This is a genomic window from Wolbachia endosymbiont of Cantharis cryptica (assembly GCF_964277405.1).
Lineage (GTDB): Bacteria > Pseudomonadota > Alphaproteobacteria > Rickettsiales > Anaplasmataceae > Wolbachia.
On the sequence record NZ_OZ195521.1, the window covers coordinates 1,035,346 to 1,049,798 of the forward strand.

The 14,453-nt window shown below is 35.1% G+C and carries 19 protein-coding genes; 1 reads left to right on the plus strand and 18 read right to left on the minus strand.

Features of this window, described 5'->3' with window-relative positions; genetic code table 11:
• Positions 1-2: 2 nt before the first annotated feature.
• From rpsS to rpsL, 10 genes are read right to left on the minus strand one after another with little or no spacing between them, the layout of a single operon-like run.
• Positions 3-287: a 30S ribosomal protein S19 gene (gene rpsS, locus ACICP6_RS05090; RefSeq protein WP_395462869.1), complete on the minus strand. Its 285-nt coding sequence runs from the start codon at positions 285-287 to the stop codon at positions 3-5.
• Positions 288-290: 3 nt separating this feature from the next.
• Positions 291-1,115 (minus strand): 50S ribosomal protein L2, encoded by an 825-nt coding sequence (rplB, locus tag ACICP6_RS05095; protein WP_395462870.1) that lies wholly within the window; start codon positions 1,113-1,115, stop codon positions 291-293.
• A gap of 1 nt (position 1,116) precedes the next feature.
• Positions 1,117-1,404, minus strand: coding sequence for a 50S ribosomal protein L23 (locus tag ACICP6_RS05100; protein ID WP_395462871.1), 288 nt, complete (start codon positions 1,402-1,404; stop codon positions 1,117-1,119).
• Positions 1,401-2,015: a 50S ribosomal protein L4 gene (gene rplD / locus ACICP6_RS05105; protein ID WP_395462872.1), complete on the minus strand. Its 615-nt coding sequence runs from the start codon at positions 2,013-2,015 to the stop codon at positions 1,401-1,403. The genes ACICP6_RS05100 and rplD overlap by 4 nt, the downstream gene beginning before the upstream one ends.
• A gap of 2 nt (positions 2,016-2,017) precedes the next feature.
• Positions 2,018-2,743: a 50S ribosomal protein L3 gene (gene rplC, locus ACICP6_RS05110; protein ID WP_395462873.1), complete on the minus strand. Its 726-nt coding sequence runs from the start codon at positions 2,741-2,743 to the stop codon at positions 2,018-2,020.
• On the minus strand, positions 2,740-3,114 hold the full coding sequence (locus ACICP6_RS05115) for a 30S ribosomal protein S10 (RefSeq protein WP_395463675.1): 375 nt from the start codon (positions 3,112-3,114) through the stop codon (positions 2,740-2,742). The genes rplC and ACICP6_RS05115 overlap by 4 nt, the downstream gene beginning before the upstream one ends.
• A gap of 29 nt (positions 3,115-3,143) precedes the next feature.
• Positions 3,144-4,337 carry an elongation factor Tu gene (gene tuf / locus ACICP6_RS05120; protein ID WP_395462874.1) on the minus strand — a complete coding sequence of 398 codons (1,194 nt, stop codon included), beginning with the start codon at positions 4,335-4,337 and terminating at the stop codon, positions 3,144-3,146.
• Between the two features lie 11 nt (positions 4,338-4,348).
• Positions 4,349-6,415, minus strand: coding sequence for an elongation factor G (gene fusA / locus ACICP6_RS05125; RefSeq protein ID WP_395462875.1), 2,067 nt, complete (start codon positions 6,413-6,415; stop codon positions 4,349-4,351).
• Between the two features lie 21 nt (positions 6,416-6,436).
• Positions 6,437-6,916, minus strand: coding sequence for a 30S ribosomal protein S7 (gene rpsG / locus ACICP6_RS05130; protein ID WP_395462876.1), 480 nt, complete (start codon positions 6,914-6,916; stop codon positions 6,437-6,439).
• A 5-nt stretch (positions 6,917-6,921) separates the two neighbouring features.
• Positions 6,922-7,296 carry a 30S ribosomal protein S12 gene (gene rpsL / locus ACICP6_RS05135; protein ID WP_395462877.1) on the minus strand — a complete coding sequence of 125 codons (375 nt, stop codon included), beginning with the start codon at positions 7,294-7,296 and terminating at the stop codon, positions 6,922-6,924.
• A 159-nt stretch (positions 7,297-7,455) separates the two neighbouring features.
• Here rpsL and ACICP6_RS05140 point away from each other — a divergent pair.
• A protein-coding gene (locus ACICP6_RS05140) for an IS5 family transposase (RefSeq protein WP_395462624.1) occupies positions 7,456-8,245 on the plus strand; the annotation gives its coding sequence in 2 pieces (ribosomal slippage) (positions 7,456-7,716 and positions 7,718-8,245; 789 coding nt in all).
• Here ACICP6_RS05140 and ACICP6_RS05145 read toward each other — a convergent pair.
• From ACICP6_RS05145 to ACICP6_RS05180, 8 genes are all read right to left on the minus strand, one after another.
• Entirely contained in the window at positions 8,228-8,539 is a 312-nt protein-coding gene (locus tag ACICP6_RS05145; protein ID WP_395462878.1) for an ankyrin repeat domain-containing protein, read from the minus strand. The two genes, ACICP6_RS05140 and ACICP6_RS05145, sit on opposite strands and share 18 nt — an antisense overlap.
• A gap of 204 nt (positions 8,540-8,743) precedes the next feature.
• Positions 8,744-8,950, minus strand: coding sequence for a hypothetical protein (locus tag ACICP6_RS05150; protein ID WP_395462879.1), 207 nt, complete (start codon positions 8,948-8,950; stop codon positions 8,744-8,746).
• A gap of 257 nt (positions 8,951-9,207) precedes the next feature.
• The gene (locus ACICP6_RS05155) at positions 9,208-10,086 is read right to left on the minus strand and encodes an IS3 family transposase (RefSeq protein ID WP_395463625.1); all 879 of its coding nucleotides are present in this window, start codon (positions 10,084-10,086) and stop codon (positions 9,208-9,210) included.
• A gap of 14 nt (positions 10,087-10,100) precedes the next feature.
• Complete coding sequence (locus tag ACICP6_RS05160) at positions 10,101-10,364, minus strand: transposase (RefSeq protein WP_395462617.1); 264 nt, start codon at positions 10,362-10,364, stop codon at positions 10,101-10,103.
• Between the two features lie 74 nt (positions 10,365-10,438).
• The gene (locus ACICP6_RS05165; RefSeq protein ID WP_395462880.1) at positions 10,439-11,251 is read right to left on the minus strand and encodes a hypothetical protein; all 813 of its coding nucleotides are present in this window, start codon (positions 11,249-11,251) and stop codon (positions 10,439-10,441) included.
• Positions 11,252-11,488: 237 nt separating this feature from the next.
• Positions 11,489-12,166, minus strand: coding sequence for a RadC family protein (locus tag ACICP6_RS05170; protein ID WP_395462881.1), 678 nt, complete (start codon positions 12,164-12,166; stop codon positions 11,489-11,491).
• Between the two features lie 257 nt (positions 12,167-12,423).
• Positions 12,424-13,224: a helix-turn-helix domain-containing protein gene (locus ACICP6_RS05175; RefSeq protein WP_395462882.1), complete on the minus strand. Its 801-nt coding sequence runs from the start codon at positions 13,222-13,224 to the stop codon at positions 12,424-12,426.
• Between the two features lie 43 nt (positions 13,225-13,267).
• Positions 13,268-14,206, minus strand: coding sequence for a hypothetical protein (locus ACICP6_RS05180; protein ID WP_395462883.1), 939 nt, complete (start codon positions 14,204-14,206; stop codon positions 13,268-13,270).
• Positions 14,207-14,453 lie beyond the last annotated feature (247 nt).

Here is a 14,453-nt window from a genome sequence, read left to right on the forward strand (position 1 = left end):
AATTACCTTCTTGCCGCCTTTTTATCACCACTATGCCCAGTAAATTTACGAGTAGGTGAAAATTCACCAAATTTATGACCTATCATATTCTGATCATTAACATTAACAGGAATGTAATCCTTACCATTATAAACAGCGAATTTTAAACCTAAGCAATTAGGAAGAATTACAGAAGCCCTGGAACGAATTCTTATCATCTTATTAATAGAACCCTCCTTTAAAGTTCTATTCACCAATCTTAGCACAGAAGGATGACAAAAAGGTGGTTTCCACGCAGATCTACTCATAAACTAACCTTTCAATTGTTTTATATACTTATTACTAAATTTATTTTTCTTCCGAGTTTTCTTTCCTTTTGTTGCAACGCCCCAAGGAGTAACAGGATGACGTCCACCAGAAGTCTTTCCTTCTCCACCCCCATGAGGGTGATCCACTGGATTCATAGCAACCCCACGAACAGCAGGTCTAACTCCCAACCACCTACTTCTTCCCGCCTTGCCCAATTTCCTATTTTTACGATCAGGATTAGACACCACACCAATAGTAGCCTTGCAAGAAGATAAAATCAACCTAACTTGACCAGACCTCAATCGTAATAAAACATAATTACCGTCACGACCAACAATTTGCGCATAACAACCAGCAGCTCTAGCAATTGCAGCACCATTACCTGGCTTCAGTTCAACACTATGAACAAAAGAACCAACAGGTATGCACTTCAACGACAAACAATTACCTGGTAATATATCAATATCACTTCCTGACATCACGATATCACCAGGCTTTATGTTTTGCGGAGCTAATATATAAGATTTAGCATTATCACTCTTATATGATATTAGCGCTAAAAATCCACTTCTATTTGGATCATACTCTATTTTCTCAACTACACCTTGATCATTTCTGTTACGTTTGAAATCTATAATTCTATACTTCTTTTTGTGACCACCACCCTTATGACGAGTTGTCACTCTACCGCAATTATTTCTTCCACCACTGGACTTTTTACCAAACGTCAGAGATTTTTCTGGCTTATCTTTTGATAAACCAACTTTACTTACTAACACAGTTCCACGAGAGGACGGGGTGACCGGATTAAGAAATTTTATACCCATATTAAACACTCATTATATCTAATTTTTGACCATCCATTAAAGAAAAATAAACCTTCTTTTTTTGTTTTTCGTAACCAGCCACACCTCTAAAGCGCCTATATTTAGGTTTGATTCTAACAACATTTATAGAGGAAACTTTAACATTAAACAGAGACTCTATTGCCGACTTTATTTTATGCTTATTCACATTTACAAAAACATACAAAGAATATTTATTAAATTTCTCCCTTAAAAAAGAGGCTTTTTCCGTAATTATAGGACATTTTATTATATTATTATATTTAATCATAACAACCTACCTTCAAGATGCTTTAAGGCATCACTTGTCAACATTATGCATTCGTGATTCAATATATCAAAAACATTCAACCCGATAGGTTTGATTAAGTTTACATAGTGCAGGTTTCTAGCAGCGCGTAGCAAACCATCTCCATAATCACCAACTATCAAAAAAGAAGAAAATTTAAAATTTTTAACATATTCACATATTTCAGATGTCTTCTTCACATCAACATTCAAATTATCAAGAATAATCACTTGATTATTTAAATATTTTAGAGATAAAGCAATCTTTAAACCAAATTTGCGTACTTTTTTATTAAGAGAGTAGGCATGACTTCTAACAACAGGACCAAAAATAACTCCACCACCCCTAAACTGAGAAGATCGTAAGCTTCCTTGTCTCGCCCTACCGGTGCGTTTTTGACTATAAGGCTTAGCCGTTGTACCAGAAACATCACTGATGCCTTTTGTTTTATGAGTACCAGCTCTTCTCTTTGCTAATTGCCATCTAACTATATCATACAAAATACTCGATTTTTGCCCAACAGAAAATATCAAAGGGTTAAGCTCAACAGTACCTACACCATTATTAGATAGATTAACTAATTTACATTCCATAACTAACTTACCAAACTACTAGTATTGCCATCATTCACATCTAACAGCAGACCTACTGGAAAAGGAACATCTTTATGTAAAGACTTTTTAACTGAATCCCTCACAAAAACGTAAGAATTTTTAAATCCAGGAACATTGTTGCCTTTCACAGCAATTATACTATTTTCATGATCAATAGATAATATCTTCATATTCTGCACAGTCACTCTGCTACTACCTAAATGGCCAGCCATTTTCTTTCCTTTAAATATTCTACCAGGATCTTGACATTGACCAGTAGAACCTTGCGACCTATGAGCAATAGAAACACCATGAGATGCCCTAAGCCCACTAAAATTATGCCGCTTCATTACACCAGCAAATCCCTTACCTATAGAGTAACCCGTAATATCAAGGTATTGACCAATTACAAAATGATTAACACCCACTTTTTTACCACACTCTATTCCTGAGAGATCGCTTAATCTACTTTCATATAATTTACATCTATTATCCACTCCTATCTTCTTTAAATACTTTAACTGAGGTTTTGCAATATTTTTAAAGTCTCCAGCACCTAAAATAATTGAATTATAGCCACATTTATCTTGCTCTTTCACATCAACAATATAAGTTTCGCTAAGATGCAACAAAGTTACAGCTACGCGACCATTATCAGAATATATAGCAGTATGACCAATATTTGTCATCAATAAACCAATTCTTCTTAGTGAATTTATTCTCTTCATTTTCCTTTCCTAGGTTTTAATTTCTTGATTGTTAAATAAGTTTCTACGCCGGGCTTAGAAGGCAAAAAAGACGAACCTTCAAACATCTGCATTATAGCAGGAGTAAGATTACGTAAAACAATTAAACGCTTAGAAGTTCTCTGTTCAAACTGTTCATGAGATTTTTTATGAACGTGAGGAGACCTCCCAACATCAAATTTAAAATTATCCCTCGGCAATGCAACCGGACCGGATAACCTTGGGCCAAAACGTTTTGACATATTGTTCTTTAACATCTCGTTAAATTTACGAACAAAATCTCTAATATATTTCTCTAATAGTGAAGAATCAAAAGCATTAATATTAATATGCACCTCAACATTAATATGCATCTCTTCTTGCTCTATCTTAGCTGCCATAATTACTCCAAAATTTCAGAAATAACACCAGAACCAACAGTCCTACCGCCTTCTCTTATCGCAAAACGCAATCCCTTATCCATCGCTACCGATACTTGCAATTCTACTTCTATACTTACATTATCTCCAGGCATTACCATCTCTTTTCCGTCCAGCAATTTTATACTTCCCGTTACATCCGTGGTCCTAAAATAAAACTGTGGCTGATAATTCGCAAAAAATGGCGTATGCCTCCCTCCTTCTTCTTTCTTTAATATGTAGACCTCCGCCTTAAATTTCTTGTGCGGCGTTATTGTCCCTGGCTTTGCTAATACTTGCCCTCTCTCCACTTCTTCTCTTTTTGTTCCTCTTAGCAATATCCCTACATTGAGTCCTGCACTTCCCTTATCTAGCAACTTCTTAAACATCTCAACACCAGTACATATCGTCTTCTGCGTCGCTTTCAGACCTATCATCTCTATCTCATCACCCGCCTTTATTTCTCCCTTCTCTATTCTTCCTGTTATTACCGTTCCACGCCCCGATATTGAAAATACATCCTCAATTGGCAGTAAAAATGGTAAATCCACAGGCCTTGGTGGAATTGGCACATACCCGTCCAACTTTTTCATCAACTTATCTATTGATTTCTTACCATATTCGCTATCCTCATCTTCCAGCGCCTTCAATGCTGAACCCACAATAACTGGCACATCATCACCTGGATACCCGTATTTACTTAGCAACTCTCTAATTTCCATCTCAACCAAACCTATCATATCATGATCAGCTACATCAGCTTTATTTATATACACCACGATATATCCAACACCAACTTGCTTAGCAAGCAATATATGCTCTCTCGTTTGCGGCATTGGCCCGTCAACTCCAGACACTACCAATATTGCCGCATCCATCTGCGCTGCACCTACTATCATGTTTTTTACATAATCAGCATGTCCAGGACAATCAACATGCGCATAATGCTTTTCTTCCGTTTCATACTCAACATGCGCTGTTGCTATTGTTATTCCTCTTTTCCTTTCTTCCGGTGCCTTATCTATTTGATCATACGCTACAAAATTCCCATAATACTTCGTTATCGCCGCCGTCAATGTTGTCTTTCCATGGTCAACATGCCCTATTGTTCCCACGTTTATGTGCGGCTTACCAAATGCTTCTACTATTTTTGCTGTAGCTTCTACTGCTGTTGTCATAATCGTTACCTTTAATTATACTTTAACTCATCAACCACATACTGTGGTACTTGTTCATAACAAGAAAAATGCATACTATATTGAGCTCTTCCTTGAGAGATAGAACGCAAAACATTTATATAACCAAACATATTCGCAAGAGGCACTAAAGCAAGAATTATAGTGCTATTATTATGCGTTTCCATACTTGAAACTTGCCCTCTTCTACTATTTACATCACCCATAATATCACCCATATACTCTTCAGGCGTAATAATTTCAACTTTCATTACAGGCTCTAACATTTTTGGACCAGCTTTATTTACCATTTCCTTAAAAGCACCCTTGGCAGCCAGCTCAAAAGCTAAAGGGCTTGAATCAACTTCATGAAAGGCACCATCAATAAGAATAGCTTTAAAATCAATAACCGGAAAACCAGAGATCATACCCCCTTCTTTTATCAACTCTAAACCATTTTGTACACCAGGAATATATTCTTTTGGAATTGCACCACCTACAATTTTGCTTTCAAATTGAAATCCAGAACCAGGCTCAAGAGGCTCAAATAAGAGCTTTACTCTAGCAAACTGACCAGCACCACCTGATTGTTTTTTGTGAGTGTAATCAATTTCAACAGATTTAGTGATAGTCTCACGATATGCAACTTGAGGCGCACCAACATTAACATCAACGTTAAATTCACGCTTTACTCTATCAGTAATAATTTCAAGATGTAATTCGCCCATACCTTTTAATATAGTCTGACCACTTTCTGCATTCACTGACATTCTTAAAGAAGGATCTTCTGCAACTAATCTATTTAAAGCAACACCTAACTTTTCCTGATCTGAAGTAGTTTTAGGTTCCACAGCAATTTCAATAACAGGTTCAGGAAATTCCATACGCTCTAATAATATAGGAGAATCAGGTGAACATAAAGTATCACCAGTAATTGTTCTCTTTAATCCAACTAAAGCAACTATGTCCCCAACTTTAGCTTCGCTTATATCCTCTCTGTTATTTGCATGCATAAGCAGCATTCTGCCAATTCCTTCAGTCTCATTTTTTCCCGCATTCAACACAGTAGACTTAGACTTCAACTTACCAGAATAAATACGAATAAACGTCAAGCTACCTACAAATTTATCCGTCATCACTTTAAATGCAAGAGCAACAAATTTCTCTTTTTCCGAAGGTTTAATTTCAATTTTCTTTTCTGAATCCTTAGGATTAGTTCCAACAATTACATCAACATCAATAGGAGAAGGTAAAAAATCAACCACACCATCCAAAAGTGGTTGTACGCCTTTATTTTTAAAAGCTGATCCACACAATATAGGAACGAATGTCCCTTTAATAGTTCCGCTTCTCACGCATTTTTTCAGCAAATCTACTGGCAAATCGTTAGAATCAAAGTAAGTGTTCATTGCCTCATCATCCATTCCAGCCGCAGCGTCTAACAAAAGATTTCGATACTCTTGAGCTTTATCAAGTAAATCAGAAGGGATATCTTCATAAGAAAATTTAGCACCCAATGTCTCTTCTTCCCATATAATAGCTTTCATAGAGATAAGATCTACTATGCCTTTAAAATCTTTCTCACTTCCTATTGGTAGCTGAATGACTAAAGGTACTGCCCCAAGCTTACTTTTCACCATATCAACACACCGATAAAAATTTGCCCCTATTCTATCCATTTTATTGACAAAACAGATACGAGGAACATTATACTTATCAGCTTGACGCCAAACAGTCTCAGATTGAGGCTCAACCCCTGCAACTCCATCAAATACAGCAACTGCACCATCTAACACTCTTAAAGATCTCTCAACTTCAATAGTAAAGTCAACGTGTCCGGGAGTGTCTATTATATTGATCCTATGATCATTCCAAAAACAAGTTGTTGCAGCAGATGTGATTGTAATGCCACGCTCTTTTTCCTGTTCCATCCAATCCATAGAAGCTGCACCATCATGCACTTCACCAATTCTATTTTGCTTACCAGTATAAAATAAAATACGCTCTGTTATGGTAGTCTTACCAGCATCTATATGAGCCATTATACCTATATTTCTGTATTTAGATATATCAATTTCCATATCACCATTAATTAGCTAATATTAAAAACGAAGATGAGAAAAGGCCTTATTAGCCTCAGCCATTTTATATTTTTCTTCATACATCTTAAATGCACCACCACGTTTATTGTAAGCATCCATTATTTCAGATTGAAGACAATCAACAGAAGTTTTCCTACTTTTCTTTCGAGCAGCAGAAGCAGCTTTAGCAATCCACCTCAAAGCTAAAGAAAGCGCTCTACCTTGTCTAACTTCAACAGGCACTTGATAAGTTGCACCACCAATACGTCGAGAACGCACCTCTACAGAAGGTGTAACATTTTCTACTGCTGTTTCAAAAATTGACACCCCACTTCCACCTATTTTCTTTTCAGCTAAAAATAAGGCATCATAGACAATCTTTTCTGCAATGGATTTTTTACCACATTTCATGATTACATTAATGAAACGCATCAACAAAACACTACCATAACGCGAATCAGGACTTATTTTTCTCTTTTTTGCTTTATTCCGACGAGCCATAAACTTTAACCAGACTTCTTTACACCATATTTTGAACGAGCTTTCTTTTGATTTTGTACACCACGCAGATCAAGAGCACCTCTTATGATGTGATAACGCACACCTGGCAAATCTTTAACTCGTCCACCACGTATCAAAACAACAGAGTGCTCTTGTAAATTATGACCTTCACCAGGTATATAAGCTGTCACTTCACCATATCCACTAATTCTTACTCTGGCTACTTTACGTAGTGCTGAGTTAGGTTTCCTAGGAGTTGTGGTATACACTTTAGTGCAAACACCTCTCCTCTGAGGGTTGCTTTTCCCCAAAGCTGGTACCTTTTTCTTACAGGACAATTTTAATCTACCTTTACGTACTAATTGATTTATCGTAGGCATATCTTAAAAACTCAAGCTCATTAAAATAACTTAAGTCCTAGTTATAAAATAATAAACCTCAATAGTCAATATAAAAATAAACATTACCATTCTAAGAACCTGTTTAAAATCTCGAAAGGATAAGGTAAAATAGGGGTAGATTAAGAATGAGGTATATCTATGCGAAAAAGTTATCCAAGTGATATAAGTCGAGAGCAATTTGAAAAAATCAAACCAATTCTGGAGAGTAGCAGGAGGAAAACAAAACCAAGAAAACTTGATTTATATGATGTATTTTGTACAGTATTATACGTCCTAAAAAGTGGTTGCCAGTGGAGGATGTTGCCAAAAGATTTTCCAAGGTGGGAGAGCATATATTATTATTTTCAAATGTGGAATAAAAAGGATGGAGAAGAACCAAGTTTGTTGGAATTAGTCTTAAAAAAAATTAGTTGGAGAGGTCCGTATCAACAATGGTCGGAAAGAGAAAACCAGTTTCTGCATAATTGATGCTCAAAGCGTTAAAAACGCAGATACTGCTGAAAGAAAGGGTTATGATGCAGGTAAAAAGATTTCAGGTATAAAGCGTCATATCGCAGTTGATACACAGGGCTTGCCACATGCAATTCATATAACAACGGCAGAAGCAACTGATCGTAGCAGTGCTGTAAAAATGGTGGGAAATGCTAAAGAAAACCTCTCTGAAGTCAAAAATATACTCGTTGATGCTGGCTATACAGGAGAAAATTTTGCAACACAAATAAAAGTAACTATTGGTGCAGCTGTTGAGGTAATAAAACGAAGCGAATTACATACCTTTGCTGTATTGCCAAAAAGATGGGTTGTTGAGCGGTCTTTTGCTTGGTTGGAAAAATGCAGGCGATTGTGGAAAAACTGTGAGCGAAAACTCAATACTAGCCTACAAATGGTCGTTCTTTCCTTCGTTTCTCTCTTATTGCGAAGATTTTAAACAGGTTCTTATATTTACTTCCGCTCCTTTTGCTATCAATTCTTTCACATTTTCTACCTCTCCACACGATGCAGCTAGGTGTAATGGTGTGTCTCCGCTGTTATCTTTTATATTTACTTCTGCTCCTTTTTCTACTAGTAATCTTATTCCTTTTGCATCTGACAGTTCTGCTGCTTGGTGTAATATCGTATAGCCCCTTGAACTTTTTTTATTTATGTCTTCAAATGGGCTTTCTAACAATATTTTAAAATACCTACTAAAAGTATCTTTATGTTCTTTTCTAAATTTTACCATTGCTGTACCTCACTATAAATACACGTTTAAAATGACCTAATTTCTAGTGCTGGATAAATTTTTGATATTTACCTACACTATTCTAGCTATGCCTTTTTTACCATCAAAAGCAAGTTTTTTTTTTACAAAATACATACAAATATCAATATGCTATATTAAGATATAAATATGTATACTTAATATATTAAGCAAGAAGCAAACCTCCTATCTTTCATCAATCGTTTTGATCACTTCGATCATCTCGATCATTTCAACCATTTCGGTTGCTATCTTGTTTAATGCCTTGTTAAAATCTTGTCTCATTACTGACTTATCTCTCTTTCTTATTTCTTCTATACTCATCACTTTCTCTTTTAACTTCGGTAAATATCTTCTTCCCCATATCTCTACTATTTCTCCAACTGACTCCACTACTTTATCGCATATCTCTGGTGTATCCTTCTCCTTGCTTTTCCAGGAATTTCTTTACCTCTTTATTCTTTTCATTGTCCTTTAGCCGGCGTAATACCAAATTTATTCAGTTGATTAACTGTTGCTCCTGCTTTTACCAGCTCTTTTATCTGCACCTACAATACATGCAAAGTGCAGTGGGCTATATTTGCTAATTCCTTCAGTTGCATTTACTGACCTTACCCAGAAAAAGTAGAGAGGAAGTTAAGCCATTTTTATTATGAAAATGATGAATCAAATTTCTCAGGAATGCAATAATTAATAGTAGAATGTCTACGCTGTTTGTTATAAAAAATTTCTATGTACTCAAATATAGCAGTTCTAGTTTGCTGAGCAGAGTGTTGCGAAGTATCAATAAGAAGCTCCCGTTTGAGTGAGCTGAAAAAGCTTTCAACAACAGAGTTGTCATAACAACAGCCTGTGTGACTCATGCTGGAAATGATGTTTTTTGTGTTCAGCAAAAACTGATAATTTTTAGAGGTATATTGTGAACCTTGATCACTATGAAATAGCAGATCTTTGGCTGGTTTGCGCTTATCAACAGCCATCAATAAAGCATCTATAACTAATCGCTTAGTTATTGTACTACTCATTGACCAGCCAACTACCATACGTGAATATAGATCAATTATTGCTGCCAAATATAGCCATCCATCCTTAGTTTTTATGTATGTAATATCAGTTACCCATACTTTATTTGGCTGACTAGTAGTAAAGTTTTGGTCCAATATATTGGGAGTTATAACCCTATTGTCAGTCTGCTGTTTTTTGCTTTTGAATCTTCGCCTCAGTCTAGCTTGAATACCATTTTTTTGCATGATATCCTGCACTGTTTTGATGTTGCAATTTTTACCTAAAGCCTTTAGTTCAGCATGAATCTTAGGTGCCCCATATCTACAATTAGATGCTTGGTATATTTTTTGAATGTCTGCTAGAAGCTGCTCCCTTGTTAATTCTTTGCTGCTTTTCTTCTTACTAGTCCATTTGTAGTAGCCGCTAGCAGATACTTTCAAAATCCTGCATAACTCCTGTACTTTATAGTAGTTTCCATGCTTTTTGATAAATAAATATTTTACTCTTTGTGACTTGCAAAATATCCCAGGGCTTTTTTTTAAATGTCTCTTTCTCTAGTAACTCTTGTTAGTTCTTTCTTTAATTCAAACTTTTCTTTATCACATGGTGCCAACTTTCCCTTACCAGGAAATGCTTCTTCTATTGATCCTTTTTCGTTATATTTTTTTATCCAGTCACTTAGTGTACTGTTATCTATTCCTAAATCTTTAGCTATTTTGCTTGCTGACTGCCCCGTTTCCTTTACCAACTTTATTGCCTCTAATTTAAATTCCACTGTGTAATTTTTTCTGTTCTTTACCATAATAAGCCCTCATAATCATGTTTTATTTTACTTCAAAAATGGCTTAACTTCCTCTCTACTTTTTCTGGGTAAGGTCATCCCGATTCTACCCAGCCTTCGTTTAGACCTAAATTTCTTGTACCTTCTAGTACTTTTGCTGTCTCTACTGTACTACCCTCAGAAAATTTTATAAAAAATGTTTTGTTATCTATTCCCACATCTTCTACAGTTCCTCCTTGAATAGCATTTTCAACAACTTTTCTTAGGTGTTCATGTTGCTTATCTATTTGTGGCTTAACCTCCTTGTGCAATTTTTCATGAATTTCATTTATTTTCTTGTCACTTTGCAGTAATGGATACTTAAAAAATGCTCCTCTTATCATTAATTTGTGCATTATGTATTCCTGCACATCTTCTGTGGATTGTTTAAAATTCTTATTCGATATCACAGACTCTGCAAAACTCTTTTGTTCCTTATTGTACGCATTGATCCTTATTCCAGAATCTAGTGCTTGATCTACAATGTTGTTCACTTCACCTACGTTTTTTGCTTTGTCCATTGCATTTAAACACTGGTTCAATTTTATACTTTCATTTTCACCTAATTTTACTTTTCTAGAAGCTGGGAGAAATGGATTATTTAAATTTATTTGGTAATTTGCAGATTCTTTGTTATAAACATCACCAAGTCCTTCTCCCCAGTTGATTGACTTTTCACGAGTATCTCTAGGGGAAGGCATCCTTCCTGGCTTCTCTTCCTTTTTATTCTTAATTTTGCTTTGTATATCATTACCACCGATACCTCTGATAGCAGCTAATATTCCTTTGTCTAATTTACTACGATCAATGTTGAGCGTATATTTTTTTCCTTTTAGATCTTTTAAAGTTACAATTTTTTTCTTTGTCATATTGACCTCCGTTATTATTAAGCTATCTAAGTCTATAACGAGGTTTATTACTTTATTATTAACTCGCTATATTAGCTATTTCTTAGCATTATATAATATGAATTGCAGCTTATCAAATGTTTTTTATATTTACACTAAGAGAAAAATACAGATAGGAGACGAAGGAAAGCTCTCAACTTAATTTTTCCTACTCTGCTCAAAACCAAAAGGTGCTACGGTCTTGGGCATTACTACTTTTTACAACAATCTATTTCTCTTAAAACTATAATAACCTTCACCTGTAACGATAACATGGTCAATTAATTCAATACCTGCATTATCACAAACTGAAGCCAATTTCTTAGTCATAGCTTTATCACGCTCAGATGGCTTTACAGTTCCTCCAGGTTGGTTATGAGATATTATGATTGATGTTGCTCTTTTTAATGCTATTTTTCTTATTATTTCCATTATGAAAATAGGTATCTGACTCGCTGAGCCAACATATGTTTCTTCCCCTATTAAATAACACCCTTTATTTAAAAACAACACTTTGAGATTTTCCCTCTCTGAGTAACCGATATTCACCCTCAAATAATCCGTGAGCTTTTCCCAGTTATCTATTAATGGTCCTTTCTCTATCTTTTCTCTTAACACCCGGTTCACAAGCGTATTAGCACCCTGAATTACTGCTACTGTAGAGTCGGTTACCCCTTCTGTAGTTTTTAGATCATCCATTTCCTGACCTAAAAGCCTTCCTATTCCTTTATAGCTATCCATTAGCCTTTTAGCAATAACGCGAGCTTCGTCCCTATCATGCGTTGCACTTAGAAACATTTCCATTAGTTCATGATCTCGTAAAGCATGTCCTTTGCTTTCCAATATTCTGAACTCTATTTCTTCTCTACGATCTTTACTTTTATTCTTATTATTCATAAAATTTAACCTCCACTAGTAATAACTTTTTTTTAAATATTTACTGCTATTTTTTTTAGCAGTATTGGCATAAGGCCATAGCTTCCGGGCGAAGTCAAGTCAATTTTTTGATTTTTTTTTTGTTTATTTTTTTATGGAAACATAAAAGATATTAATAGTTACTGATTTCTACGAAAGGCAACCTCATTTAAAACTTACCGAAAGTTAGGCCTGTTGTTTGCGTTTGAACTAGGTCCTTCGTGATTTTCTCCGCCAATCTACTCTTCAGATACAGATTTGATTAATGCACCTAATTTATCTCGTAATTTTTGACTCTCAATCTTCTTGAATTCTCTTATTACACTTGGTACTTCTGCTTTACTGTCCTTACTTTCATAATAAATTTCTTCTATTTTAGGCAGTAGAACCCCAACATTCACTGATAATACCTTTGCTATTTTACGTAGTGTGTCAAATGGTATGGTAACGCGTCCTAGTTCATAATTGTACATTTTTAGACGTGTTACACCGATAGCTTCTGCTAATTCTGCCTGAGTATATTCTCGTATTAACCTTACCTCTCTTACCCTTTGTCCTATCTTACAATCTATAAAATCAGTACGTTCTATATCATCATATTTGTCAGCAGATAGTTGGGAAACAGAAGATCCTGCTTTCTCTGCTTCTTTGCTATTCTTTTCTTTAACCCTGGTAGACTTAATTAGTAGACGAATTGTCTTGCGCAACTCTGGGTCTTGAGTTTTTTTGTATATTTCTGCTATATTTAATATCTCTTCTACCTCATCTTGAAAGCAGCCATCTTCATTAAACACCTCTGGTTTAGGGAGTAGATCTTTGATACTACTAAATAAAAATGCTCTTGCTATTGCATATAATCTTTTGGTTGGAATTTTACGTTGCCCTCTTTCATATTGAAGTATTAGCCAGCATGATACACCAATCTTGTTTGCTAATTCCGCCTGAGTATATCCTAGCCTTACCCTACAACTTTTTATTTGCTGTCCTAGTTCGTAATCTGTAAAGTCAACATATATCATAGCTGCCATTAAGGTCGTCACTTTTTCTGCTATAACTACAAAATCTCTTCAATCTCTCGCATAACTAATGTCTTCTATTTGAAATGTTGCTTAATCTTGATAATAATTTCTCCCTTTCGCTCATTAGTTGGTTGCTTTCGTACCCAACCTCTCTCATTTCTCTTTCTCGTTCTTTAATACTCAACTGCATAACCTCATCTGAATATTTGCTCTTTCCGCTTGCAAGTTCTGATTTTAACCTTCTTATTTTATATTCTAATTCAACAAACCTTTCATGTTTCTTTAGTAGTTTTATCATCTGATTTATTTGTGAGCGTAACTCTCCTTCTTCTAAATTTTCTGCTATTTTGGTAAGTAATAACTCATCAATTTTATAATATATACCAGGTTGAGCTATAAATAGGTTAATCATTGCTCGTACATCAGTAGGCTTCGCTATTAATACGTTAACATTACTACACACAAAACGTTTTAAACTTATATTTTTTTCTAGATAATTTTTCATATCTTGCGATAAGTTCTCCTTTAATTCCTCATATGCTTCTGACAGCAACACCTCCAATTCTTTAAAAAATTCAAGCTCAATATCACCTGACACAAGAATCATTAGCAAATGTTTTACTAACTCTATATCATTTGATTTGATAGCCTGATAAAATGCTTTTTCTCTATTCTCTTTCAAATCGTAAAGTTCTGATGAATCGCTGAGACTAAATAAATAGTTTTTAGCTTCTTCAGGAGCAGAGATTGCAATATTAACTTCTCTTAATGGATGATCATCATTAAACTTTTCTATATCAGTAGTTTCTTCTATCGCAACAGCCACTTTACTCAACTTCTTTAGCTGGTCTATATTGTCTCTTGAATTTCTAGGTGTATTTCTAACTTCATTTAGCACCTCCTCATAAAGACTCTGCTTTTCCTCACTACTTAATAATGCAAAATGCTCCTTAAGCTGCTTGGAAGTTTGAGATAGAAATTTTGCTAGCATATTATTACCCAATAAAACCTACCAAAAACTAATATAATTCAATGCCCACGCCATCAGAGCATCTGTGTATATTAGAACTTTAATATAAATTTTACTATCAAAAATGTTGATATCAAGTTTTGAGTTCTTTATGATGTAAGGTGTGGGCTCACGATGTTAGGTTTATGCTCGTATTTTTACTAGGCTTCCACACCAAAAAGCGTTAAAAAGGGTATCTTCGATGGCCATTACAACTGCTAAATTCATGGCATTCATTTGC

Coding starts and splice junctions, on each gene's coding strand:
- rpsS (WP_395462869.1), bottom strand. CDS start 287: ATGAGTAGATCTGCGTGGAAACCACCTTTTTGTCATCCTTCTGTGCTA.
- rplB (WP_395462870.1), bottom strand. CDS start 1,115: ATGGGTATAAAATTTCTTAATCCGGTCACCCCGTCCTCTCGTGGAACT.
- ACICP6_RS05100 (WP_395462871.1), bottom strand. CDS start 1,404: ATGATTAAATATAATAATATAATAAAATGTCCTATAATTACGGAAAAA.
- rplD (WP_395462872.1), bottom strand. CDS start 2,015: ATGGAATGTAAATTAGTTAATCTATCTAATAATGGTGTAGGTACTGTT.
- rplC (WP_395462873.1), bottom strand. CDS start 2,743: ATGAAGAGAATAAATTCACTAAGAAGAATTGGTTTATTGATGACAAAT.
- ACICP6_RS05115 (WP_395463675.1), bottom strand. CDS start 3,114: ATGCATATTAATGTTGAGGTGCATATTAATATTAATGCTTTTGATTCT.
- tuf (WP_395462874.1), bottom strand. CDS start 4,337: ATGACAACAGCAGTAGAAGCTACAGCAAAAATAGTAGAAGCATTTGGT.
- fusA (WP_395462875.1), bottom strand. CDS start 6,415: ATGGAAATTGATATATCTAAATACAGAAATATAGGTATAATGGCTCAT.
- rpsG (WP_395462876.1), bottom strand. CDS start 6,916: ATGGCTCGTCGGAATAAAGCAAAAAAGAGAAAAATAAGTCCTGATTCG.
- rpsL (WP_395462877.1), bottom strand. CDS start 7,296: ATGCCTACGATAAATCAATTAGTACGTAAAGGTAGATTAAAATTGTCC.
- ACICP6_RS05145 (WP_395462878.1), bottom strand. CDS start 8,539: ATGGTAAAATTTAGAAAAGAACATAAAGATACTTTTAGTAGGTATTTT.
- ACICP6_RS05160 (WP_395462617.1), bottom strand. CDS start 10,364: ATGGTAAAGAACAGAAAAAATTACACAGTGGAATTTAAATTAGAGGCA.
- ACICP6_RS05165 (WP_395462880.1), bottom strand. CDS start 11,251: ATGACAAAGAAAAAAATTGTAACTTTAAAAGATCTAAAAGGAAAAAAA.
- ACICP6_RS05170 (WP_395462881.1), bottom strand. CDS start 12,166: ATGAATAATAAGAATAAAAGTAAAGATCGTAGAGAAGAAATAGAGTTC.